The organism is uncultured Albimonas sp. (assembly GCF_963977235.1).
In the GTDB taxonomy this organism is placed as follows: domain Bacteria; phylum Pseudomonadota; class Alphaproteobacteria; order Rhodobacterales; family Rhodobacteraceae; genus Albimonas.
Window position 1 is genome coordinate 25,120 of sequence record NZ_CAXBOD010000029.1, and the last position, 23,547, is coordinate 48,666.

The following is a 23,547-nucleotide window of genomic DNA, read 5'->3' on the forward strand; positions in this document are numbered from 1 at the left end:
TCGGCCGCGCGCCCTGCGGAGGCGAGACGCGATGAGCGCCCCCCCCGACCGGATCGGCGTCGAGATCGGCGGCACCTTCACCGACCTGGTGATGGCGGCCCCCGACGGCGCGCTGACCACCGGCAAGACGCCCTCGACGCCCGCGGCGCCGGAGGAGGCGGTGCTGCGCGTGCTCGACGAGGCCGGCGCCGACCTGGCGGCGGCGGCGCGGCTGACCCATGGCTCGACCGTCGCGACCAACGCGCTGCTGACGCAGCGGGGGGCGAAAGCGGGGCTGCTGACCACGGCGGGGTTTCGCGACGTCGCGATCATGGGGCGCGCGGACCGCGACCACGACATCTTCGACATGCGCTTCCGCCACCCCACGCCCCCGATCCGCCGCGCCATGATCCGCGAGGTCCCCGAGCGCATCGCCGCCGACGGCGCGATCCTGGCCCCCCTCGACCTCGAGGCCGCCTGGACCGAGGCGCAGGCGCTGATCGCGGCCGGGGCCGAGGGGCTGGCGATCTGCCTGCTGCACAGCTGGCGCAACCCGGCCCACGAGCAGGCGCTGGCCGCCCTGATCCGGGCGCGCGCGCCCCACATCCCCCTCTCGGTCAGCCACGAGGTCAGCCCGGAGTTCCGCGAATACGAGCGCACCCTGACCACCACGCTGAACGCCTTCGTGGGCCCTGTGGTCGAGCGCTATGTCGGGCGCCTCGACGCGGGGCTGAAGGCGCGCGGGCGCAGAGGCGTGCTGCAGATCATGCAGTCGAACGGCGGCGCGATGCCGGCCTCGATGGCCGGAGCCAACGCGGTGCGGATGCTGCTGTCGGGCCCCGCGGCGGGGATGCGGGCGGCGATGTGGTTCGCCGAGCGCAACGGCCTGCGCGACGTGATCACGCTCGACATGGGCGGCACCTCGACCGACGTGGCGCTGGCGCCCGGCCTGACGCCCGCGGTGAGCGCGGAGATGAAGATCGACGGCCTGCCGGTGCGGGTCGCGGCGCTGGACATGGCGACCATCGGGGCGGGGGGCGGCTCGATCGTCTCGGTCGATCCGGGCGGGTTCCTGGCGGTGGGGCCCGACAGCGCGGGGGCCGAGCCGGGGCCCGCCTGCTATGGCCGCGGCGGGACCCGGCCCACCGTCACCGACGCCCAGGTGATCGCCGGGGTGCTGCGCCCGGCGCGGTTCTTCGGGGGTCGGATGGAGCTGCGCGACGACCTCGCCCGGCAGGCGCTGGCAGCGCTGGGGATGGGACCGGCCGAGGCGACGGCCGACATGGCGCTGGGCATCGTCAACGGCGCCATGGCCGGCGCGGTGCGGCTTGTCTCGACCGCGCGGGGCGTCGACCCGCAGGGCTTCGCGCTGGTCGCCTATGGCGGCGGCGGGCCGCTTCACGCGGCCTGCGTCGCCGAGGAGCTGGGGATGCGCCGGGTGCTGGTGCCCTGGTCGCCCGGCCTCGCCTCGGCCTTCGGGCTGCTGATCGCCGACATCGCGCTCGACGCGGCGCAGACCGACCTGCGCCCGCTGGACGACGCGACGCTGAACGCCGGGCGGGTGGCGGAGCTGACCGCCCGCGCCCGCCGCATCGCGCAGGAGGGCGGGCTGGACCCAGACGCCTGCGAGATCGAGCTGGGCGTCGACATCCGCTATGCCGGACAGGCCTTCGAGCTGACGGTGCGCACGCCCCCCGCGCCGATGGACGCCGCCGCCCTGCGCGCCGCCTTCGAGGCGCTGCACCGCCAGCGCTACGGCTACGCCCGCGCCGACCTTGCGGCCGAGAGCACCGGCTGGCGGATCGCGGTCCGCCGCCCCTCGACCGGGCTGGTGCGCCCGCCGCTGCCCTCGGGCGAGGGCCCGGAGGCGGAGCGGCGCGAGGCCACCATCGCCGGCGCGCGCCTGACGACCCTGTTTCTTGCGCGCGAAACCCTCGCCCCCGGCGCCGCGGTCGAGGGGCCGGCGGTGCTGGAGGAGCCAAGCTCGACCACCCTTGTCCCCCCGGGCTGGCGGGCGCTGTGCCTGCCCACCGGCGACCTGCTGCTGGAGCGCGCGGAATGAGCGCCGATCTCTCCCCCGCCCGGCTGATGATCCTCGCCCGCGGCCTGCAGGCGGCGGCCGACGAGATGGGCGCGAACCTGGTCCGCTCGGCCTTCTCGCCGGTGGTGCGGGAGGCGCGGGACTGTTCCTGCGCGCTGCTCGACGCGCAGGGGCGGGTCGTGGCGCAGGCCGAGATGATCCCGCTGCAGACCGCGGCGCTGAACCACTCCTTCGCCGCGGCGGCCGCGCAGCTCGACCTGTCGGACCCGCGGCCGGGGCAGGCGGTGATCCTCAACGACCCCTATTCCGGGGGCCAGCACCTCAACGACATCATCGTCTTCACCCCGATCCTGCATGAGGGAGAGCTGCTGGGCTGGGCGGGATCGACCGCCCATCATCTCGACATCGGGGGCGGCGCGCCGGGGGTGAATTCGGCCGCGCGGGACCTGATCGGCGAGGGGCTGGTGATCCCGCCGCTGCTGATCGACGTCGACCGCGACTGGCGCGGCGGCATGGTCGAGCGGCTGATCTTCGCCAACATCCGCACCCCCACCATCGGGCGCGGCGACATGGACGCCCAGTTCGCCGCCAACCACGTCGGAACTCGCCGCGTGCTGGAGATGGCCGAGCGCTTCGGCCCCGCCGCCGTCCACGCCGCGATGACCGAGGTGCTCGACTACTCCGAGCGGCGGATGCGCGCCGGCATCGCCGCCCTGCCGGACGGGGAGTGGACGGGCGAGGCGTGGCTGGATTCCGACGGCTCGGCCCCCGGCTCGCCGCCGGTGCGCATCCGGGCGCGCGTGCGCATCGAAGGCGACGAGGCCGAGATCGACTTTGCGGGCTCGGCGCCCGAGGCGCGCTCGATGTTCAACTCGACCTTCGCCTCCTCGATGGCCGCGGCGGTGACCGCCCTGCGCTCGGCGCTGGGGGATCTGGAGATGCCGGCCAACGACGGCTGCAACCGGCCGCTGAAGGTGCATCTGCCCGAGGGGTCGCTGCTGCATCCCAGTCCCGGCCTGCCGGTGCGGGCGCGCGCGACCGCCGCCTGCCGGGCGCTGGACGCGGTCCACGACGCGCTGGGCAAGTGCGTGCCCGAGCGGATCCCCGCGCAGGGCATGAACGCCACCACCGGCTTCTTCCTGTCGCGGAGGCGGCCGGGTGGCTTCGACCTGCATCTCGACATCGTCGGCGGGGGTTGGGGGGCCGCGATGGGCTATGACGCCATCCACGCCACCGACCATGTGCTGTCCTCCTGCCGGCTGACCCCGGTGGAGGCGATCGAGCAGGTCTCGCCCCACCTGCGCATGGAGGCGACCGGCCTGATCCCCGGCAGCTTCGGGCCCGGGCGCTTCATCGGCGGCATGGGGATCTATCGCCGCTATGCGATCCTCTCCGACGACGTGTCGCTGTCGATCTATTCGGACCGCTTCGTGCGGCCTCCCCGCGGGCGCGAGGGCGGGAGGGACGGCGCGCTCGCCTCGCTGACCGTGACGCGCGAGGGCGAGGCGATCGCCCTGCCCGGCTACGGAACCTTCGAGCTTCGCCCCGGCGACGTGGTGGAGCTGCGCCTGCCCGGCGGCGGCGGCTGGGGCGACCCGGCCTTGCGCGACCGCGCCGCCCTTGCCCGCGATCTCGAGGACGGCCTCGTCCTCGACCCCGCCCCCTATGCGACGGACCCTGCCCGATGACCCTGCTGCGCCCCGACCGGATCGACCCCGCCCCGCTGATCGCGGGCATCCGCGCCTGGACCGAGATCGAGACCCCCTCCGAGCGTCCCGACCTGATCGACGCGCTGCTGGACCTTGTGGAAGCCTCGTTCGAGGGCCTGCCGGTGGAGCGCACCCGCTTCCCCGCGACCGAGCGCGGCGGCCAGTTGCTGCTGCGCTACGCGCCCGAGGGGTGTTCCGGGCCGCCGGTCACCGCCATGGGCCACGTCGACACCGTCTGGGCGGTCGGGACGCTCGCCCGCCGCCCCATCGCCGAGGTCGACGGACGCCTGCACGGTCCGGGCGTCTTCGACATGAAGGCGGGCAGCTACCTCGCGACCGAGACCCTGCGCCGGATCGCGGCCGAGGGGCTGGTCCCCCCGCGCCCCCTGCAGGTGCTGCTGACCGGCGACGAGGAGATCGGCTCGGACGCCTCCCGCGCGCTGATCGAGCGGCTGGCGGCCGGCTCCGCGCTGGTGCTGATCCCCGAGCCCTCGTTCGGCCCCGACATCGCGGCGGTCACCTCGCGCAAGGGGTGGGGGCGTTTCGTGCTGCGCGCGCACGGGCGGGCGGCGCATGCGGGGGGCAACCTGTTCGACGGCCGCTCGGCGATCCGCGAGATCGCGCGCCAGATCCTCGACATCGAGGGGCAGACCAGCCGCGAGAGCGGGCTGACCTTCAACGTCGGCGTCGTCACGGGCGGCACGCGCCCCAACGTGGTGCCCGCCGAGGCCGAGGCGCTGGTCGACATGCGCGCCGTGACCGTCGCCCAGGCCGAGGCGGCCGAGGCCGCGATGCTGGCCCGGACCGCCTTCGATCCGGACGTGCGCCTCGAGGTCTCCGGCGGTCTCAATCGCCCGCCCTATGAGCGGACCGAGGCGGTCGCCCGCCTCTACGCCGCCGCCCGGACCCTGGCGCGCGGGTTGGGGATGGAGCTGGGCGAGTCCGCCCGCGGCGGCGTCTCGGACGGCAATCTCGCGGCGGCGACGGGCGTGCCGGTGCTCGACGGCCTGGGCTGCGGCGGCGCGGGCGCCCACGCCGAGGACGAGCACATCGACCTCGCCACGCTCGCCCCCCGCGCGGCCCTGATGCGCGGGATGATGCTGTCGGAACGGTTTCTGGAGGACGCCGGGGTCCCCGCGCGCGGCAGCGCCTGAGCCTTCAAGCGGTCCGGGCAAGCGGATCGGGCGTCCCCGGGGCGCTTGCGACCCCGTCTGTCCTCGCCCGGCCGGCGCGGGGGCGCTGTCCCAGATCCCGTCGGCGGGGACGGCCCGGAGTTCGCGGCGAGGGCGATGCGGCGGATGGGGAGCCTGCGCCTCGACGCCGGGGGAATCGAGTCCGCGGGCCCTGAACACGACGGCTGTATCGAGAGCGTCCAGCGCATGATCCGGGACGCGCCGCTCGACGGGCAGCTCCGCCGATGGCTCAAGGCCGCGCGGATCGCCGTCGAGGCCCGGCGGCGGCGCGGCGGCAGGAGGGCTTCGCGCCCGAGGTCCCCCCCGCTCGCAAGCCGGCCTCGTCCCTGCCTCCCGCCGCGTCCGAACCGTCGGGCCGAGCGTTTTCAGGGGGTCAGGACAACAGTCCCCGCATCAGGAACGCGGCGTGTTCATGAGCGATATGGCGGCGGCTTTCCTCGGTGTCGCCGGGGCGCGGGCGATACCAGATCGTCATCCAGTTCAGCGCGCCGAGCAGAGGCTTCACCAGGGTGCGGGGGTCGCAGTCGCGGAACTCGCCGGCGACGATGCCCTCGGCCATCACGTCGATGAAGTGGCGCTCATACTCGTCGCGGGCCTCTATCAGCCGGTCCAGCACCTTGCGTTGCGTCGGCGTGGTGCTGCCGGCCAGGTGCATCTGAACGCCCTGAACCGAAACGCACTGCAGGGGCAGCTCGTCCAGCACCAGCTTCACATGCGCGAGGATCATCCGCTCGAGACGCTCGGAGGGCGAGCCCGGACCGGTCGCGATCGGACGGATCGCGTCGAGATTCATCTCCATCGCCACGCGGTGCAGGTCGAAGAACAGGTCCGCCTTGGAGCGGTAGTAGTAATAGACCCGCCCCTTGGTGGCGCCCAGCACGTCGGCGACGGTGTCGATCGAGGTCGAGGCGTAGCCGTGCTGCATGAAGGCGCGCGCGGCGGCGCGCAGGACTTCCCAGCGGTTGCGCTCGGCGGCGGGGTCGTCGTCGCGGCGAGGCGGGCGGCCGACGCGCCGGCGCGGCGCGCGGGACGTCTCCGCCGCCGGCCTGGCCCTGTTCGCCGCCCCGCCGTCCGAACTCATCCTGCCGCCCCGCTGCTCGTTTTCCGCGTCATCCCTCATCCCGTCGTCGCCAGGTCCCGCGCCATGCGGGCGACCACGTTGCGCTGGACCTTTCCAGTGGCGGTCAGGGGAAACTCGCTCACGAACTCAACGTGCCGCGGCACCTTGTAGTCGGCGAGACCGCGGGCGCAATGCGCGATCAGCTCGGCCGCGTCCGCCGCCCCCGGCGCGCTGAGCTGCACCCAGGCCCAGGCGACCTCGCCCATCCGCGCGTCCGGCACGCCCACCACCACCGAGGCGGCGACGGCCGGATGCGCGGCCAGTCGCTGCTCGATCTCGATGGGCGAGGCGTTGGTGCCGCCGATCTTCATCATCTCCTTGAGCCTGCCGGTGATCGAGAGATAGCCGGCGGCGTCCAGCGTGCCGAGGTCGCCGCTGCGCAGCCAGCCCTCGGGGGTGATCGTCGCGGCCGTGGCTTCGGGGTTGCGGTAGTAACCCATCATCACCGTCTCGCCCCGGCACCAGATCTCGCCCTCCTCGCCCGCAGGCCGCTCGGCCAGCGTCTCGGGGTCGACGATCTTCACCTCGCAGCGCGACAGCAGCGGCGCCTTGTTGCGGCAGCAGAGCTCCACCGGGTCGTCCCAGGCGTTGAAGGAGGTCGAGATGGTGTTCTCGGTCATCCCGTAGGTCGACAGGAGGCGGGGCAGGCGCAGGGCGCGCATGATCCGCTCGAACGTCTCCTGCATCACCGCCGAGCCGCCGATCCAGGCCGCCTTCAGCGAAGAGGTGTCGTAGTCCTCGAGGTCCGGCAGGGCGCAGAGGTCGTGATAGTGGGTCGGGATGCCGCCGAACATGGTCACCCGATGGTCGCGGATCAGTTCCAGCGCGCGGCGCGGCTCCCACTGCACCAGGGGCACGATGGCCGCGCCCAGCGACAGCGAGGTGATCAGCGCCATGTAGAGCCCGGCCGAATGGTAGAAGGGCATGTGCGCCATGACCCGGTCGCCGGCCTCGACATGCATGGCGAGGCCGACGCGGGTCGACTGCTCGATCACGCCATGGTCGTGCATCACGCCCTTGGGCGCGCCGGTGCTGCCAGAGGTGTAGCAGATCAGCAGCATGTCCGAGGGGGCCACGGCGGCCTCGGCCCGCCGCACGGCCTCGGGATCGTCGCGTAGGATGGAGCCGAGGGGCGCGGCGCCCGGCGGCGCCTCGTCGCCCAGGACCAGCACGCTGCGCAGGTGCGGCAAGGCCGCGAGCGACAGCTCGCCCGGGCGCTGGCCCGCCATCTCGGGCGCGATCTCGGCCAGCATGGCGAGGTAGTCGGCCTTCCACATGCGCGGCGTCATCACCAGCAGGCGGGCGTCCGACTGGCCCAGGACGTAGGCGGTCTCCTCGGTCTTGTAGCGGGTGTTCACGGGCACGATCACCGCGCCGATCCGCGCCACGGCGCAGAACGCCAGCATCCATTCGCGGATGTTGGGCAGCCAGACGGCGACATGGTCGCCCTTGCCGACGCCCTGGTCCAATAGACCGGCGGCCAGCCGGTCCACCTCGGCGTCGAAGGCGGCGTAGGATGTTTCGCGCCCGTCCTCCACCCAGCAGGGCAGGTCGGGCCAGCGCGCCGCCGAGGCCCGCAGCATCGCCGAGATCGTCGGACGGGGATCGGAGGCGGTCATATCGAATAGCCTCCGTCCAGGGCGATGCTCTGCCCGGTGATGTAGCCGGCCTTGCGGGAGGCGAGGAACACCGCGAGGTCGGCCGCCTCCTCGGCCTGCCCGAAGCGGCGCAGGGCGGTGTTGCGCTTCATGGCGTCGAGGAAGCGGTCGTCGACCCGCTCGGTCAGGCGGTGGAACAGGCCCGCGTCGATCACCCCCAGCGCGATGGCGTTGGCGCGCACGCCCGCGCGCCCCTCCTCGCGCGCGACGCCCTTGATCAGGACCTCGACCGCGGCCTTGGGCACGGCCGAGAGCACGTCCTTCTGAGCGTAGCGGTGCAGGGCGGCCGAGGTCATCGCCACCACCGACCCGCGCGAGGCGCGAAGATGGGGCACCGCGGCCTTGATGACGTTGTAGCAGCCGGTCAGGTCGCCCGCGACGGTGCGGTCCCACTCGTCGTCCTCGATCTCGGCCACGTAGGTCATCGAGATGTCGGCCCCGGTGGCCAGCACCAGCGTGTGGATGCCGCCGAAGCTTTGCGCGGCGCGCTCGAGGAAGGCGGCGACGGCGGCGCGGTCGGTGACGTCGAGCGCGCTCGCCTCGGCGCGGCGGCCCTCGGCCTCGACCTCGGCGGCGGCGGCGCGGCCGGCCTCGGCGTTCGAGCGCCAGGTCAGCGCCACGTCGGCGCCCGCGGCGGCGAGCGCGCGGCAGGTGGCGCGCCCGATTCCGCCGCTGCCGCCGATCACCACCGCGGCGCCGGCCTGAAACAGGGTGTCGTCCTGCATGTCGAAGTTCCTCCCGCGCGTGCGCGCCTTCCGGGGGCCGGATTCAGCCGGCCTTCTCCGTCGCCTCGACCACGAATTCCCTCAGGTCGGGATCGTGGGTCAGCCGCCAGTAGTCGACCAGCCTCCAGGGCTGGTTGGTGATGATCCGGCCGCCGGCGTTCTTGTACCAGGTGGTCACCGCCGGATGGCTCCAGACCAGCGTCTTCAGGCGGGCGTCGATGTCCTCGTTGTAGGCGTCGTGGACGTCGCGCCGGATCTCGACCGTGTCCAGGTCCCGCTCGACCATCGCGCGCAGCACGCCGGCGATGAAGCGCATCTGGCATTCGGCGAGAAACACCGCCGAGCCGCCGTGGCCCAGGTTGGTGTTGGGCCCGTACATCATGAAGAAGTTCGGGAACTCCGGCGCCGCGAGCCCGAGGTAGGCGCGCGGGTCGTCGTCGCCCCAGATGTCGCGCTGGCTGCGGCCCTCGCGGCCCACGATCTCCATCGGCCACAGCATCTTGCCGGCATGGAAGCCGGTGGCGAAGACGATGGCGTCCGCCTCGACGCGCGAGCCGTCGCGCAGCACGAGGGCGCCGCGCTCGACCCGCTCGACGCCCTCGGCGCGCAGCTCCACGTTCTCGCGCCGCAGCATCCGGTACCAGCCGGCGTCCGCCAGCACGCGCTTTCCGAAGGGCGGATAGGTCGGGATCACGCGGTCGAGCAGGTCCTCCCGACCCTCGAGCTCGCGCCGGATGTGGCGCTCCATCGCCTCGCGGATCTTGAGGTTGCGCGCCGAGATCGAGCGGCCGCCGTCGTCCCAGTCGGGGTCGATCCGCAGCGCGTCGAAGAGCCCGTCGGCGAAGCCCCAGAACAGCTGGAAGCGATACCAGGGCGCATAGAAGGGCACCTCCCGCAGCGCCCACATCTTGTCGGGAGAGACCTTGCGGTCGACGTTGGGCCGCCGCGCCACCCAGGCGCCGGAGCGTTGCAGGACCGTCAGCTTCGCGACCTCGGGCGCGATGGCCGGGCCGACCTGCACCGCGCTCGCCCCCGTGCCGACCAGCGCCACGCGCTTGCCGGCGAGATCCAGCCCCGCCTCCGGCCAGCAGGCGGTGTGGACGGCGGGGCCGGCGAAGGTCTTCAGTCCCGGCAGGTCGGGGACCGAGGGGCGGTTGAGCTGGCCGACGGCCGAGATCAGGATCTCCGCCTCAAGCTGCGTGCGCGCGCCGGCCTCGTCGCGCAGGGTCGCGCGCCAGAGGCGCCGGGCGGCGTCCCATTCGGCGCGCTCGACCTCGACCCCCAGGCGCAGGTTCCGGCGCAGGTCGTATTTCTCGACGCAGTGACGGAGGTAGGCTAGGATGCTGTCCTGGTGGGAGAAGTATTCGGGCCACGCGTCGTTCGGCTCGAACGCGAACTGGTAGAAGTGGTTGGGCGTGTCGACTGCGCAGCCGGGGTAGCGGTTCTCGAACCAGGTGCCGCCGATCTCTCGGTTCTTCTCCAGCAGGGTGAAGGGCACGCCCATCTCCTGAAGCTGCGTCGCCGCGCAGATGCCCGAGACCCCGGCCCCGATCACCAGCGCCCGCAGGCGGCCCCCGGCGGGGGACGCGGGCGGCGCGACCAGACGGGCCTCCCCCGAGGCGAGGTCCATCTGCTCGAGCGCCATCGGCACGTAGTCCTCGCCGACCTCTTCGCCGACGGCCACGCTCATCATCCGGCGCAGCGTGGCGGGGTCGGGGCGCGGCAGCGCGGGCGGGCGGCCCCGGGCATGGGCCTGCATCGCCTCGGCCGCCCGGTCGCGGATCGCCGCCTTCAGCGAGTCGGGGATCGATTCGGAGTAGTCCCACGGCCCGCGAACGTAGGGCGCGATCTCCTCCACGGGCGACGGGTCGCCGATCATCTGGGCCAGCGCCAGCGCCAGCGGCACGCAATCGGCCGACTCCAGGCGCTTGCGGATGTCGGATCCCTCGTCGGTCACCTCGGTCGCTCCTCCTGATGGTCCTGATCGCCTGCCGTTTCGAGCGGTATGGACATTTGTGATACCCAGTAGTATGCAAAATTCACATCGTCAAGCGCAGCGGCCCGGACGGGCCGTCGCCGAGGGAAGACGAGCGGGCGCAAGGCTCTTCGGCGGAACCGCCGGCGGGGCGTCGCGACCCGGGATTAGGGAGGATGCGATGACGTACAACAGACGTGCGATTCTGTCCGGCGGCATGGCCGCTGCGGCGGCGGGGATCGCCGCACGGGCGGCGAAGGCCGACGACGGGAAGGTCCACACGCTCCGGTTCCAGGGCTCTCACCCGCCGAACCAGGCCTTCACCACGATCACCGCCCAGGGCTTCCGCGAGCTGGTCGAGACGATGAGCGCCGGGCGCATCAAGTTCGAGGTCTACGACGCCGGCGCGCTGGTCTCGGTGACCGAGATGCTGGACGCCGTCGACCAGGGGCTGCTGGACGCCATGCAGTCCTACGGCGCGTTCTACTCCGGCTCGGTTCCGGAGGCGGACATCGAGGTCGGCCTGCCCATGGCCTGGAAGCACCCGTGGGAGGCCTACGACGCCTATTACGAGCGCGGCCTGCTGGAGATCATCCGCGAGGCCTATGAATCCCGCTTCAACGTCCGCTACTTCCCCGCCGTGATCAGCCTGACCTACGGCGTGGCGATGCGCGACGAGCTCGGGTCGCTGAGCGATCTCGAGGGCAAGAAGATCCGGGCGCTCGGCGTGTACGGCGACTTCGTGCAGCGGCTGGGGGCGGCGCCGGTGGTGATCCCCGGGGCGGAACTCTACACCGCCATGCAGCTGGGCACGATCGACGGCGTGCTCTACGGGGCCGAGGCGGTGGCGGCGGCCAACCTGCAGGACTTCTGCAAGTCGATGATCTACGAGCCCAACTGGAACACCGGCGTCGGCCAGTTCGTGTTCAACGCCGACGTCTTCGACGCCCTGCCCGAGGAGCTGCGCCAGGTCGTCGACTTCGCCGCCCGCTACGGCGGCGCCGCGCAGGCGATGGCCTATTCCGCGGCCGAAGCGCAGAAGATGAAGGTGCTGACGGACGCCGGCATGAAGATGCTGAAGCTGACGCCCGAGGACGAGGCCCGCCTGTCCGAGACCGCCCAGGCCGCGTGGGACGCGGTCGCGGCCAAGTCCGACCTCGCGGCCCGCGGCGTCGAGCTGGTGCGCGCCCAGCGCCAGGAGCTCGACGCGACCTGAGCCCCCCGCCGCGATCCCGCCGGGCCCCGCCCGGCGGGATCGCGCTGCGCGCCCTCTCCGTCCGCCCGGGGCGACGCGAGCGGACGCGCGGCGACGCCGTGCAGCCTCCACAGGGAACCGGAGCCATGATCCACCAAGACGGCGTCGCCGCCCGGCTCGCGCGGGCGATCGATCGTCTCAGCGCGGCCGCGGCCACGGTGTCGGGGCTGGCGCTGCTGGCCATCACGCTGATCGCCTGCTTCGAGGTGGGCTCGCGCTACCTCTTCAACCGGCCGACGATCTGGGCGTGGGACGTCAACGTCCAGCTGATGGCGACCATGGTGATGCTGGGCCTGGCGCAGGTGCATCGGAAGGACCTGAACGTGCGGGTCGACGTGCTGACCGGGGCGCTGCCGCCGCGGGGCCAGGCGCTGCTGGGTCTGCTGTTCGGCGCGCTGCTGATCGCGGTCGCGGCCGTCGTCGCCTGGACCTGCTGGGAGTACTTCCTGCGCTCCTGGACCCGGGACGAGCACGCCTCCAGCCTCTTCGCGCCGCCGCTGTGGCCGGTGAAGTTCATGCTCCCGCTCGGCGCGGCCCTGCTGCTGCTTCAGGCCGTCGTCCAGTTCCTGCGCGCGGCGGTCGCGGTCTTCGCCCCCGCCGCCGCATCCGGCCATGGGAGCCCGGAGGCATGAGCACGGAACTCGCGACCCTGCTGATCTTCGCCAACCTCGTGGCGTTCCTGGCGCTGGGCTTTCCCGTGGCCTGGTCGCTTGTGGGCGTTTCCATCGGCTGGATGGTGCTGCTGAAGGGCCCCTTCATCCTCCAGCTCCTGCCTGCCACGGTCTTCGAGACCACCACGACCGAGATCTTCATCGCCGCTCCGCTTTTCATCTTCATGGCGGTCTGCCTGGAGCGATCGGGCATCGGCGCGAAGCTCTACGAAGCGATCTACAAGTGGAGCGGGGGGCTGCCGGGGGGGCTGGCTGTCGGCACGATGGTCGCGGCCACGCTGATCGGCGCCATGACCGGGGTCGGCGGCACCGCGGTGCTGGTGCTGGGCGTGCTGTCGATCCCGGCGATGATCCGGCGCGGCTACGACGTGAGCATCGCCATCGGCGGCCTGCCGCCCGGCGGCGCGCTGGGGGTGCTGATCCCGCCGACGGTGATCGGCGTGCTGCTGGGCGGCTTCACCGGCATACCGGTCGGCAGCCTGTTCTTCGGCGGCTTCCTGCCGGGCCTGGTCATCGCGCTGGGCTTCTGCGGCTGGATCCTGCTGCGCTGCCTCGCCCGCCCCGAGCTCGCCCCGCCCCTGCCGCCGGAGGAGCGTCCGAGCTTCGCCGAGAAGCTGCGCGCCTCGCGGCAGGTGGCGCCGGCCCTGGGGCTGGTCGCCCTCGTGCTGGGCACGATCTGGTTCGGCGTGGCGACGCCGACCGAGGCCGCGGCCATCGGCGCCTTCGGCACGCTGCTGATCGCGGTGCTGTCGGGGTCCATGGGCCTTCGCAGCCTGCTCGCGGCTCTGCGCACGTCGGGCGAGGTCTCGATCATGGTGGTCAGTCTGCTGATCGGCGGCTCGCTGTTCACGCGGCTCCTGCAACTCTCGGGGGCGGCGCGGATGCTGGCCGACATGATGATCGGCATCGACATCGGGCCCGTGGGGATGATCCTGCTGTTCGTGCTGGTGGTCACGCTGCTGGGGATGTTCATCGACGGCTCGGCGATCATCTTCATCGTCAGCCCGATCATGATGCCCGTGGTGCAGACGTTGGGCGTCGACCAGGTCTGGTTCGGCGTGCTGATGATGATGGCGATCGCGGCCGGCTACGTGACCCCGCCGTTCGGCATGAACCTGTTCTTCCTCAAGGGGATATTGATCCAGGCGTCGGAAATGGAGGGCTGCGGGCGGCTGAAGTCGGTCGGCATGGGCGCGATCTGGCGGGCCTGCCTGCCCTATGTCCTGATCATGTACGGCGTGATCGGCCTCGTGCTGATGTTCCCCGGTCTCGCCACCTGGCTGCCCACGATGATGCACTGAGCGGGGCTCCGGCCCCCTCCGCGGCCCGACCGGGGCGCCGGCTCTATGGACGGATGCGCCGACATGAGGCGGTTCCGGCCGGCTCCGAACCCCGACTCTGTCCGCCGGTCCGGTCCAACCCGGCGCCGCCGCCTGTCTTCGCGATCGGCGTGATCTGGAGGGCGTCGCGTCGGCCCGTGCGGCGCGCCGCCGGCCTGCGCGCCGGCTCGGTCCGCGCACTGGCGACGCATGGCGACGACGACCGGATCGCGCCGAACGCGCGCCGCTGCCGGCCAGGCTGCTGAAGACCAAGGGCTGAAGGTCGGCACGGGCTTCCTCATGGCATGCGCGCCCCCTGCCGACGCGCTGCGCCCTCGCGTCCTGGCCTTTGTCCGCGCGCTGTCGTGATCCCGCCCCGTCCGGGCACCGCGGCCGAAGCTGAAGATGGCGATGCGCGTGGCGTGGGCGAACAGGCAGGTAGCGAAGGTCGCCAGCCCCTCGGGTTCGGGCGGGCCGCAGCTCGGCCGCCGAGGAGCCCGGCCCGCGACCGTTCGCAAGCTCGCTCGGCATGAACACCGAGGACCACGACGGATCCTCGAAACAGAGCGCCCCGCACGCCAGGACGCCCAGCGCCATCGCCAGGAAGCCGACCGGCAGGAACGGGCAGGCGCGGCGCATCCGGCGGGTGCGGAGGCGGAGGCGGCGAGGTCGCGTGCGGCCGCGAAATCCATGCGGTGCGCGCCGGCGCGCTCGGCGGGGGCGACCGGCGCCTTGAGCCGCCGCCAGTCGGTCTCGCGTTCTGCCCGGAAGCGGCTGGACCGGAGGAGCCGCGAGATGTCCCGCGTCACGGCATCTTCCGCGACCTGGTTTCGAGATAGGCCGTCACCAGCCGCGCCGTCGCCTCGCCGGGACGCGCGTCGAGGACGCGCACGCCCCGCCGCGCCAACCGCTCGATGACCACCCGGCGGTCCTGGATCAGCTGACCGGCGGCGACCCGCGCCGCGGCGTCGTCGAAGGCGAAGACCGCGGCGCCGGACAGGCCCGCGGGCCAGGCGAGCCCCCCGTCGGGCCCGGGATCGCCCCGTCGAGCGACAGCCGCAGCTCGGCGGTGTCGCCCACGAAGACCTCCTCCGGCGCAGGCGATCGGCGGCGTCCCGCGGCAATCGACACAGGAGATCGCCGCGATCCAGCTCGTCTGCCAACGCATGCCGGTCCGGTCCGCGGCGCGCATCAGGGCTCTGCGCGCCAGCTCCACGAGCGCGGCGTTCCTGTCGTCGATCGCCAGGATCTCGGCCAGCGTGGGAAGCGCGGCGGCCGTCGCCTCGGGACAGGTCTCGTTGGGCCGCGCTCTCGGCGAGGCCGGCGCCGGCGCGCCGAAACGCCAGAGGTGATGGGGAATGCCCGCCAACACCGCGACGGCGATCCCGCCGAGAAGAAGATCGAGCGAGTCCGCGGTCAGGTTGCCGCTCCGGTCGCGCTCTGGCTGTTGGGGCTGTCCGCGCGTCGCAGGCTCCGGCAACGCGCCCTCGGGGCTGTAGCAGGCCACGTCGCCGTTCACCCGGCGCCCGACTGTTTCGAGATGGCTCCGTCCGCTGTCGGACAGGGGCGGCGTCTCGGTCTCCGGGCCTTGGGCGAGCGCCGATCAAATGGTCATGACGCTGAGGACGATCAATAATCCGCGTATGCCGCGCCTGTGAAGCGCAGGTAGTTCGACGATGCAGACGGCGGTTCGGGACCGTGAGGGGCAGGCGCCGCCCGCGGCGCGCGGGGCGACGATGACGTCTCGGGCGGCTCGGGCGCCGAGATCCTGACGCCGCCGCCCGGCTTGCGCGACACAATGATCGGGATCGAGCGCTTCATCTTTGGCGAGGACGACGGCGACGGCGACGATGCGATCAGCCGGGGCGCCGCGGGTGGCGCCGAATGGGCTCGCGGTCATCCCGTCGATCTTGTCGGACCGACGAGGATTCCTCCCGCCGAGGCGGTTGATCGGCTGGTTCAGACGCCGCATCCGCGCGGACGCGCCGGATCCGAAGACCCTGGCGAGGTTTGCGCCGCCGGCGCGGCGGCTGTCGGCGGAGCCGCAGAACGAGCCGAGGACGGGCGATGTCACGAGACGGGAAATGTGGAGGGGCGTCGCCGGCGTCTCCCACACGGAACGCCGGCGACGCGGGCCGCGCCTTAGCGGCGGCGGCGCGGGCGGACCAGCAAAGCGATGCCGGCCGCAAGGAAGGCCGCCGCAGGGGGCAGCGGAACCGGCGTGCCCGGCCCGGTCGAGGGCGGGGCGATCGCCTGCAGGGTCACGACGACGTCGGTGTAGGTCATGTCGCCGGCGGCGGGGATCGCGACGAACGGGTCCTGCCCGGGCGCGAGGCCGAAGCCCGACAGGGTCAGCAGCGCCCCGTCGTCATAGGCAGGCAGCCCCGCCAGGCGCAGCTCGATCCGGTCGTCGTCATGGCCCCAGGCCTCGACCGAGGCCGCGACCCCGTCGAGGTCCACCGTGGCGAAGCTCGGGTCCGCAAGGTCCATGAACAGCAGCGCCCCCGTCCCCGTCTCCGGCCCGCTGGCGAAGGCGATGTCGAGGGAGGCGAACTCCGAGAACGCGGCGATGTAGTCGAAGGTCCCCGCGCCGAGGCTGGGCGTCCCCTCGAGATCGACGTCGAGGGGCAGCGCCGCCGCCGGCGCCGCCAGCAGCGCCGCGGCGAGACCGAGGCCGGCGAGGGCGGCACGGGGGAATGCGGTCGGGATCATGGGGCGTCTCCGGTGTCGGGTCGCATGTTCGGGAAGGGGGGGACGGGGGCGCTCACACCAGCGCCTCCCAGTCCGCGACCTCGATGCCGAGGTCCTCGAAGGTCAGGCCGGCGCCGGCGATATGGATCATGTCGCCGTCCGCGCCGGCCCGGATCACGGCGCCTGAGGCGGTGAAGATCGCCTGCCAGGCATGACCCGTGGCGATGAGGATCGAGTCCACGCCCGCCTCGAAGTCGAGGATCACGTCGCGCTCGCGCACGCCGTTCGACAGTTCCGCGCCGAAGGCGAACACGTCCGCCCCGCCGCCGCCGGACGCCCGGTCGTAGCCGCCGGCGCCGGTGACGATCATCTCGTCCCCCTCGCCGCCCGCCGCCGTGCCCGAGCCGTCGTCGTCGACCACCGGCAGCGGATCGTCGGCGCCGGTCACGGTGATCGCGCCCGAAACCGCGATCGAGGTCGCGCCGTCGCCCACCCGCCAGGACAGGCTCAGCACCGCCTCCTCGCCCGCGTCGAGCGCGTCGAAGGCGCCCTCGGGCAGGGTCAGCACGCCGCCCACGAGGCTCCAGCCCTCGACCGAGACGCCGGGGCGGTCGACCTCGATGGACAGCGCGAAGACGTCGAGCGCGTCACGGTCCACGTCGCGCACCCGTCCGGGGTCGAGCAGGTCGACCGCGATGGCGTCGTCCTCGTCGAAGCGCGCATCCAGCGCGGCCAGCGTCTCCGGCGCGTCGTTGACCGGAGCGATGGCGATGGAGACGGTGGCGGTCGCCTCCTCCTCCCCATCCGAGACGCGCCACTCGAACGCGTCCTGGCCGGAGAAATCGGCGTCCGGCGTGTAGCGATAGAGGCCGTCGTCGTCGATCGAGACCGTGCCGTGCGCGGGGCCCGAGACCAGGCTCCACTCCAGGTCGTCGCCGTCGGCGTCCGCGCCCGGCAGCGCGCCGGAGAGGACGCCGTCCTCGTCCATGCTCGCCGACAGGGCCTCGGCCGTGGGGGGGGCGTTGCCCGCCAGGTCGAGGACCGAGCCGTCGCCGTTGAAGCGCAGCCGTTCGATCCCGCGGATCAGGTTGCTGCCGTCGTCGCCGTCGGAGGAGTCGATATCCTCGACCCGCAGGCGGCCGTCGCCGAGATCCTCGATCGCGTAGCCGGCCTCGACCCCCGAGAGCAGCAGGCGGTCGAGCCCCTCGCCGCCCTCGATGCTGTCGTCGCCGGCCAGCGGGGCGATGTCGTCGTCGCCCGCGCCGCCGCGCAGCACGTCGTCGAGCAGGGTGCCCATCAGCACGCCGCCGCCGTCGTCGGCCGCGATCGGGCCGCGGGCGAAGCCGAAGCTCCAGGGTTCGAGGTCGGCCGCCTCGATCCCCGAGAGCAGCAGCGCGTCGCCTCCGCCGAGCTCGATGCGCACGCCATCGGCGGTGTCGGTCGCAGCGGCCAGCAGGGCCGCGAAGCTCGCGAAGGGCTCTCCCGACAGGCGGATCAGGGTGCCGCCGTCTTCCCGCCGGAAGCCCTCGATCACGTCGAGCCCGCCGCCGGGGGCGACCACGATCTCGTCGGCGCCGCCGCCGGTGGTCACGGTCTGGTCGCCGGCCGCCAGCACGAACCGCTCGGCCATCCAGCTTCCCGAGAGGTCGCCGGGGCCCGAAAGGGTCTCTGCCCCGGCCATCTCCGCCAGGTCGGCGGCGGAGAGGCGGGCGTCCTCCAGCGCCAGGATCTCGATCCCCGCGGCGGCCGAGAAGAACTGGTCGCGCACGGTCAGCGCCTCGCCCGTGCCGGCCACGGTCAGCAGCATGTCGTCGCCGCCCGGCTGGCGCGAGACCTGGATCTGGGCCAGCCTCACGCCGCGCAGGGTGAGGCTGTCGCCGAGGCTTTCGCCGGGAACCTCGACGACGGTGACGGGCGGGTCCTCGCCCGGGTCCGCCTCGCCGAAGACGTAGTCCTCGACGCTCTCGTCGATGGTGTCGTCGCCCCCGCCCGGCGCCCAGGCGTAGGCGTCCGCGCCCTCGCGCCCCATGAGCCGGTCGCCGCCGTCGCCGCCGACCAGCGAGTCGTCGCTCCAGGTGGTTTCGAGCGTGGCGCCCCCGTCGGGCGCGATCCAGGGGATCGTGCTCGACAGGGTGTCGATGGCCAGCCGCGAGCCGTCGGCGAAGCGCAGCCACTCGATCGGCCCATCGGGCGCCAGCTGGCCCAGCAGGGTGATCACCTCCCCGGTCTCGACCACCCGGATCGCCAGGTCGAAGCCGATCCCGCCCGGCCGCGACAGACGCACCCCGTCGCGGTCCACGTCCTGAAGCAGCAGCGTGTCGATCGAGGGGTTCTCATCGCGCTCCACCGCGCTGTCGGAGATCACGTCGTTGCCGTCGCCGCGCCGCCAGAGATAGAGGTCCGAGCCGCTGCGCCCGTCCAGCACGTCCTCGCCGGCCCCGCCGACCAGCGTCTCGCCGTCGAAACCGCCGGTGATGGTCTGCGCGGCGGGCGTGGGATCGGGCAGCGAGGCCTCGGCGAGGCCCCGTCGGTCGAGGCTGAAGTCGTCGCCCTGCAGCCCCGAGACGCCGTACCAGCGGCCGTTGGCGATGTCGTCGAAATGGCGCGCGAGCGTCAGCGTCTCGCCGGTGGCCTCGAGCGTGACCACCAGATCGACGCCGTCGCGGCTGAAGCTCAGGTCCTCCCAGCCGGCGCCCTCGATCCGCACCCGGTCGCCGTGGCCGCCGTGTTCGAAGCCCTGCACCGTGTCGCTGCCCCGGCCCGGCCCCCAGATCACCACGTCCTGCGTGCTGGTGGTCAGCGTCACCAGGTCGTCGCCGCCCAGCCCGTCGGTCCGGCCCCAGGCCGAGATCACGTCGTCGCCGTCGGTCCCGTAGACCGCGGCGCGGGCCGCGAGATCGTCGGCGTCCAGCACCGTGCCGTCGGACAGCTCCACCCGCTGCACGGGGCGGATCGCGGCGAAGAGATCCTCGACCAGCTGGTTTTCGAGCAGCACGCCGTCGTCGCCTGCGCCGGTGCGGATGAACAGGTCCTGGGTGGCGCCGCCGTCGTCCTCCAGCACCCGCTCGAAGCGCAGATCGGCAAGGTCGAGGCCGCTCAGGCGCAGCACGTTCTCGACCGATTCGCCGCCGTAGAGGCCGTCGATGATCTGGTCGACGCCCTCGCCCGGGCCGATCTCGTAGACATCGGCGCCGGCGTAGCCGCGCATCGCGTCGTCGCCGGCGCCGCCCACGAACCGCTCGTCGCGGTTGGTTCCGTTCAGACTGTCGGCGGCGTCGGTTCCGCGAAGGGCGGCCGCGGCGGCGATCGCGTCCCCGTCCCACAGCGTGCCGTCGTCGAAGACCATCTCCTCGACCGCCCGGCGTCCGTCGGCGCTGGAGAGCTGGCGGCGCAGGGTCAGCGTCTCGCCGGTCGCCAGCAGCTCGACCACCACGTCGCCGCCGACGCGCGAGAGGATCACCTCCTCCGGCCTCGCCGCGATCGACACGCGGTCGAAGTCGGCGGTGGCGCGGGCGCCGTTCTCGTCGATCACGTCGTCGCCGTCCCCCGGACCCCAGTGATAGAGGTCCGAACCGCCCTGCCCGCGCATCAGGTCCGCGCCGCCCGCCGAGCGCAGGGTCTCGTCCAGAGCCGTGCCGGTCAGCGTCTCGGGGTCGGCGGTTCCGGTCAGGGTCGTCTCGCCCCCCGGCGCCGGGCCGAGCCGCTCGCGCATTTCGCGCGCATCGAGCTCGGCGTCCTCGAAGACGAAGCTCTCGATGCTGGACACGCCGCTGGCGGCGAACTGGTCGCGCACGGTGAGCGAGCCGCCGGTCAGGGTCAGCACTAGATCGTCGCCCTGCCGGGACAGCGCGACGTCGGCCAGGTCCGCGCCCTCGAGCACCAGCCGGTCCTGCGAGCCATGGGCGCCCGCGTCCTCGATCACCGCGTCGCCCGAGGCGTCGGCGGGGCGCAGGTAGACGTCGGCGCCGTCGCGCCCCCGCAGCAGGTCGTCGCCGGCGCCCAGCAGCAGGGTCTCGGCGAAGCGGGTCCCCTCGATCGTGTCGGCCCCCGCGGTCTGGGCGGCGGCGTGCATCAGGCCCAGCATGTCCTCGGCCGCGACCTCGACCCCGTCGGCGAAGGCGAACCGCTCCACCCTTGTCTGCGGCGTGTTGGAGAAGAAGCCGGTGGCGAACTGGCCGGTGACGCGCACCCCGTCGCCGGGATCGCCGTTGGCGAAGCCGATCACCAGGTCCGCCCCGTCGAGCCGGATCGTGGCGTCGGCGAGCGTCACGTCGCGCAGCTCGATCCGGTCCTCGCCCACGCCGGCGGAGGTGTAGTGGCTTTCGGCCACGGTGATCTCGCCCAGCCCGGTCGAGACCACGTAGACCTCCGCCTCGAAATCGCCCGAGAGCGTCTCGTTCGCCTCGTCGGCGACCTGGCGGCGCGACGCCACGCGCAGGACCTCGCCGTCGGCGCTGTAGACCGTCAGCCCGGCCAGCGCCCCGGCCTGGGCGCCGACGACCCGGATCGAGCCGCCCTCGGCGAAGCGGATCAGCTGGTCGTCGCCGTCGTGGAGGAAACTGACGTCCACGGCGTCGATGTCGCGCAGGTGGATGTGCAGCGAGCCCCAGAGCCAGGTCGCCAGCACCTGATCGTCGCCGTCGCCCTGCGAATACAGCAGCGTCAGCGAGCGGTTGTCCGTCTCCAGCGGCGAAGTCCCGGCGCCCATGCGCATGTCGGCGTCGATCACGTCGTCGCCGCCGCGCCCCTCGACCACCTGGGCGCGCACCTGGATGTTGTTCTGGTAGCGCCCCAGGTCATCCGAGCGCAGCAGCGTCACCGCGTCCGCGCCGTCCCCGCCCAGGTCCTCGCCGGTGGTGAACAGCATCGCGTAGGCGAAGGCCGAGAGGCCGGGGTCGTCGCCCCATTGCGCCAGCGCGTCGCGGATGTAGTCCTCGAACGCGCCCTCGCCGAAGCCGCCGTCGCGGGTGGCGGGCCAGTACTCGGTCTCCAGCGCCCGCAGGCCCGGCATCGTGGCCGCGATCAGGTCGAGCGCCTCGGAGCGGGTCTCCTTGCGCCCGGCGGCCTGCAGGATGTCGTGGATCGCCACTTCCAGCTCGCCGGTCACGGCGCCGGTGTCGCGGTTCTGGTCCAGGGCGCGCAGGGCGACCCAGGGGCTCGTCAGGGCCGCGGCGCGGTCGGCGTCGGTCAGGGCGGTCAGGAACTGCGCCTCGGGCAGGTCGAGGGTGAAGCGCAGCAGCAGCGAGTCGACCAGGCTGCGGTAGTGATGCTCGGTGTTGAGCCGGTCCACCTCGGAGGTCGCCTCGGGGCGCGGCTCGCCCAGCGCCGCCTCGATGAAGGCGCGCTTCTGCGCGGATTCCTCGTGGGCGTTCGCGCCCGAGACCCCGTCGACCCCGGCCCAGCGCAGGGCGATCGTCTCGAAGCGCGCGCGCAGCTCGCCCACGCCCAAGGCGCCCGCGTCGGCGATCAGGGCGTCGACCAGTCCGTGCAGGGTCGGGTCGCCCAGCGCGGCGACCGGCAGGTCGGCCAGGTCGCCGAAGCCCTTCACGAAGGGCATGTAGGCGACCGTGGCCAGCGCCTCGGGGTCCTCGGGCGGGTCGCTGCGGCCCAGGCGGTTGACCACGCCGAACAGGACCGAGGCGCTCTCGCGCATCGTGCCGTCGGTCAGCGCGTAGCGGGACGTCGCCGTGATCACGTTGTTCTCGACCAGCCGGCCGTCGCCCACGCGCTCGGTGAACAGGGCGGCGATGCCGGCCTGCTCCATGGTCTGAAGCTCGCCCACCTGGGAGACGCCGTCGGCGTTCAGGTCCCGCCAGACGCGCAGACTGCTCCAGATCTCGTCCGCGGCGTCGATGCGGCCGTTGCGGTCCTGGTCCTGGGTGGCGAGGTCGAACAGCGCGTCCTCCTCCCGCGTGCCGAACAGCTCGGCCTGGGTCTCGATCCGGCCGTTGCCGTCGAGATCGCGGGCCAGCAGGCCGTCGTCGCGGTCGACCCAGCCGGTCAGCGTGGCCACCCCGTCGCCGTCGTCGTCCCAGTAGACCGGCGCGTCTGCGGGGGAGGTCAGCTCGATCCCGTCGCCGTCCAGGTCCAGCACCAGCGGGTCCACGTGGCTGATCGTGTCGCCCGAGCCGGGAAAGCCCGGCCCGAGCCCGTCGCCGCCGCCGCCGCCGGGGAACAGGCCCTCGAGATAGGTCATGTCCGGGGCCGAGGCGCCCGAGCCGCCGCCCGGCGGGCTCCAGCCGCCGGGGCCGCCCCCCGAGTTCGAGGGGGGCGAGGGGGTGGGCGGGGTCGTGGGATCCTCGATCGGGGCCTCGTCGACGTCGATCTCCTCGGGGGGCTCCTCCTCCTCGGGCGGGTAGATGACGAGGGGCTCGCCCGGGGTCACCGTCTTGTCGAGGATCGTCTGCTGCTCGTCGGGGGTCAGCGGGCCGTCGCCCCAGGTGTCGACATGGTCGGGCATGGCGGCCGCAGGGCTGTCGTCGGCGGGCTCGGCGCCGCCGGCGCCGCGGCTGTTGAGCGCGGCGTCGATCGCCTCGACCAGCTGGTTGAACTCTCCCACCGCCGACTGGATCGCCACCAGGGTGGAGCCGAGCCCCCCCATCGTGGCGCTGGTCAGGGCCAGCAGCGCGCCCACCGGCCCGCTTCCCACGGCGGCGCCCAGCAGGCCCAGCGCCGCGCCCGCCGCGGCGATGGCGGTCCCCGCGTTGCCCGCCATGCTGCCCAGCATCGCCATGCCGCCGGTCAGCCCGTCCAGCGAGGCGGCGGTGGAGAACGTGTCGTAGAGCGACTGGGCGCTGGTCAGCAGCGCGTGGGCGTTGTTCAGCAGGCCCGCGACGTGGGCCAGGCTCTGCAGTTCGGAGGCGGAATAGGCGAGCGCGTTGTTTTCGAGCTGGTCGGCGACGGTCCCCATCACCTCGTCGAGCTGGCCGATCATGTGCGGGAACAGTCCCGAGCCCCAGCCGAAATCGTAGGGATCCGAAAGGCCCGCAAAATCGGCGAGATCGTCGATGCCCAGGGTGTCGAACACCTGCTGGAGGAAACCGTCGCTCATGGAACCGGGCCTTTCGCTGCGCACGGCGGGCGCCGGCGGGAGGGCCGCAGGGGGCGCGGATCGACCGGTCTCATCAATACCCCAACTGGTGTATGACGGACCGGGGGCGCCGCGCCCGCCGACCGGCGTCGCCGGCCGGGGAGGCGCGCGCGGGGAAGCT

General features: G+C 73.1%; 14 protein-coding genes. 6 read left to right on the forward strand and 8 right to left on the reverse strand.

Going from position 1 to position 23,547, the window contains the following annotated elements; genetic code table 11:
• Positions 1-31 precede the first annotated feature (31 nt).
• Genes AAC134_RS14030 through AAC134_RS14040 form a run of 3 tightly spaced genes read left to right on the forward strand, consistent with a single transcriptional unit; the run spans position 32 to position 4,883 of the window.
• Positions 32-2,041, forward strand: a complete 2,010-nt coding sequence (locus tag AAC134_RS14030; protein WP_339949727.1) for a hydantoinase/oxoprolinase family protein — start codon at positions 32-34, stop codon at positions 2,039-2,041.
• Entirely contained in the window at positions 2,038-3,708 is a 1,671-nt protein-coding gene (locus AAC134_RS14035; protein ID WP_339949728.1) for a hydantoinase B/oxoprolinase family protein, read from the forward strand. Before AAC134_RS14030 ends, AAC134_RS14035 begins: the two co-directional genes overlap by 4 nt.
• Positions 3,705-4,883 carry a M20 family metallopeptidase gene (locus tag AAC134_RS14040; protein WP_339949729.1) on the forward strand — a complete coding sequence of 393 codons (1,179 nt, stop codon included), beginning with the start codon at positions 3,705-3,707 and terminating at the stop codon, positions 4,881-4,883. Before AAC134_RS14035 ends, AAC134_RS14040 begins: the two co-directional genes overlap by 4 nt.
• A 412-nt stretch (positions 4,884-5,295) precedes the next feature.
• Here AAC134_RS14040 and AAC134_RS14045 read toward each other — a convergent pair whose 3' ends face one another.
• Genes AAC134_RS14045 through AAC134_RS14060 form a run of 4 tightly spaced genes read right to left on the reverse strand, consistent with a single transcriptional unit; the run spans position 5,296 to position 10,382 of the window.
• Positions 5,296-6,003 carry a TetR/AcrR family transcriptional regulator gene (locus AAC134_RS14045; protein ID WP_339949730.1) on the reverse strand — a complete coding sequence of 236 codons (708 nt, stop codon included), beginning with the start codon at positions 6,001-6,003 and terminating at the stop codon, positions 5,296-5,298.
• A gap of 35 nt (positions 6,004-6,038) precedes the next feature.
• The gene (locus AAC134_RS14050) at positions 6,039-7,661 is read right to left on the reverse strand and encodes an AMP-binding protein (RefSeq protein ID WP_339949731.1); all 1,623 of its coding nucleotides are present in this window, start codon (positions 7,659-7,661) and stop codon (positions 6,039-6,041) included.
• The gene (locus tag AAC134_RS14055) at positions 7,658-8,425 is read right to left on the reverse strand and encodes an SDR family oxidoreductase (RefSeq protein ID WP_339949732.1); all 768 of its coding nucleotides are present in this window, start codon (positions 8,423-8,425) and stop codon (positions 7,658-7,660) included. Before AAC134_RS14055 ends, AAC134_RS14050 begins: the two co-directional genes overlap by 4 nt.
• A 43-nt stretch (positions 8,426-8,468) precedes the next feature.
• A complete protein-coding gene (locus AAC134_RS14060) occupies positions 8,469-10,382 on the reverse strand; it encodes an NAD(P)/FAD-dependent oxidoreductase (protein WP_339949733.1) in 1,914 nt (637 codons plus the stop codon).
• Between the two features lie 199 nt (positions 10,383-10,581).
• Here AAC134_RS14060 and dctP point away from each other — a divergent pair, with 199 nt between their 5' ends.
• The 3 genes from dctP to AAC134_RS14075 all read left to right on the forward strand — a co-directional run bounded on the left by dctP (position 10,582) and on the right by AAC134_RS14075 (position 13,627).
• The gene (gene dctP, locus AAC134_RS14065; RefSeq protein WP_339949734.1) at positions 10,582-11,616 is read left to right on the forward strand and encodes a TRAP transporter substrate-binding protein DctP; all 1,035 of its coding nucleotides are present in this window, start codon (positions 10,582-10,584) and stop codon (positions 11,614-11,616) included.
• A 125-nt stretch (positions 11,617-11,741) separates the two neighbouring features.
• Positions 11,742-12,287 carry a TRAP transporter small permease subunit gene (locus tag AAC134_RS14070; RefSeq protein WP_339949735.1) on the forward strand — a complete coding sequence of 182 codons (546 nt, stop codon included), beginning with the start codon at positions 11,742-11,744 and terminating at the stop codon, positions 12,285-12,287.
• Entirely contained in the window at positions 12,284-13,627 is a 1,344-nt protein-coding gene (locus AAC134_RS14075) for a TRAP transporter large permease subunit (RefSeq protein WP_339949736.1), read from the forward strand. Before AAC134_RS14070 ends, AAC134_RS14075 begins: the two co-directional genes overlap by 4 nt.
• Positions 13,628-14,450: 823 nt before the next feature.
• On the opposite strand, the gene AAC134_RS14080 is transcribed toward AAC134_RS14075, so the two are convergent.
• From AAC134_RS14080 to AAC134_RS14095, 4 genes are all read right to left on the reverse strand, one after another.
• The gene (locus tag AAC134_RS14080) at positions 14,451-15,164 is read right to left on the reverse strand and encodes a hypothetical protein (RefSeq protein ID WP_339949737.1); all 714 of its coding nucleotides are present in this window, start codon (positions 15,162-15,164) and stop codon (positions 14,451-14,453) included.
• 84 nt (positions 15,165-15,248) lie between these two features.
• Positions 15,249-15,761 carry a hypothetical protein gene (locus tag AAC134_RS14085; RefSeq protein ID WP_339949738.1) on the reverse strand — a complete coding sequence of 171 codons (513 nt, stop codon included), beginning with the start codon at positions 15,759-15,761 and terminating at the stop codon, positions 15,249-15,251.
• 26 nt (positions 15,762-15,787) lie between these two features.
• Entirely contained in the window at positions 15,788-16,357 is a 570-nt protein-coding gene (locus AAC134_RS14090) for a hypothetical protein (RefSeq protein ID WP_339949739.1), read from the reverse strand.
• A 52-nt stretch (positions 16,358-16,409) separates the two neighbouring features.
• The gene (locus AAC134_RS14095; RefSeq protein WP_339949740.1) at positions 16,410-23,387 is read right to left on the reverse strand and encodes a calcium-binding protein; all 6,978 of its coding nucleotides are present in this window, start codon (positions 23,385-23,387) and stop codon (positions 16,410-16,412) included.
• Positions 23,388-23,547 lie beyond the last annotated feature (160 nt).

What these genes read in the sequence shown, in the direction of transcription:
- AAC134_RS14030 (WP_339949727.1), top strand. Translation starts at nt 32, where the DNA reads ATGAGCGCCCCCCCCGACCGGATCGGCGTCGAGATCGGCGGCACCTTC.
- AAC134_RS14035 (WP_339949728.1), top strand. Translation starts at nt 2,038, where the DNA reads ATGAGCGCCGATCTCTCCCCCGCCCGGCTGATGATCCTCGCCCGCGGC.
- AAC134_RS14040 (WP_339949729.1), top strand. Translation starts at nt 3,705, where the DNA reads ATGACCCTGCTGCGCCCCGACCGGATCGACCCCGCCCCGCTGATCGCG.
- AAC134_RS14045 (WP_339949730.1), bottom strand. Translation starts at nt 6,003, where the DNA reads ATGAGTTCGGACGGCGGGGCGGCGAACAGGGCCAGGCCGGCGGCGGAG.
- AAC134_RS14050 (WP_339949731.1), bottom strand. Translation starts at nt 7,661, where the DNA reads ATGACCGCCTCCGATCCCCGTCCGACGATCTCGGCGATGCTGCGGGCC.
- AAC134_RS14055 (WP_339949732.1), bottom strand. Translation starts at nt 8,425, where the DNA reads ATGCAGGACGACACCCTGTTTCAGGCCGGCGCCGCGGTGGTGATCGGC.
- dctP (WP_339949734.1), top strand. Translation starts at nt 10,582, where the DNA reads ATGACGTACAACAGACGTGCGATTCTGTCCGGCGGCATGGCCGCTGCG.
- AAC134_RS14070 (WP_339949735.1), top strand. Translation starts at nt 11,742, where the DNA reads ATGATCCACCAAGACGGCGTCGCCGCCCGGCTCGCGCGGGCGATCGAT.
- AAC134_RS14075 (WP_339949736.1), top strand. Translation starts at nt 12,284, where the DNA reads ATGAGCACGGAACTCGCGACCCTGCTGATCTTCGCCAACCTCGTGGCG.
- AAC134_RS14090 (WP_339949739.1), bottom strand. Translation starts at nt 16,357, where the DNA reads ATGATCCCGACCGCATTCCCCCGTGCCGCCCTCGCCGGCCTCGGTCTC.
- AAC134_RS14095 (WP_339949740.1), bottom strand. Translation starts at nt 23,387, where the DNA reads ATGAGCGACGGTTTCCTCCAGCAGGTGTTCGACACCCTGGGCATCGAC.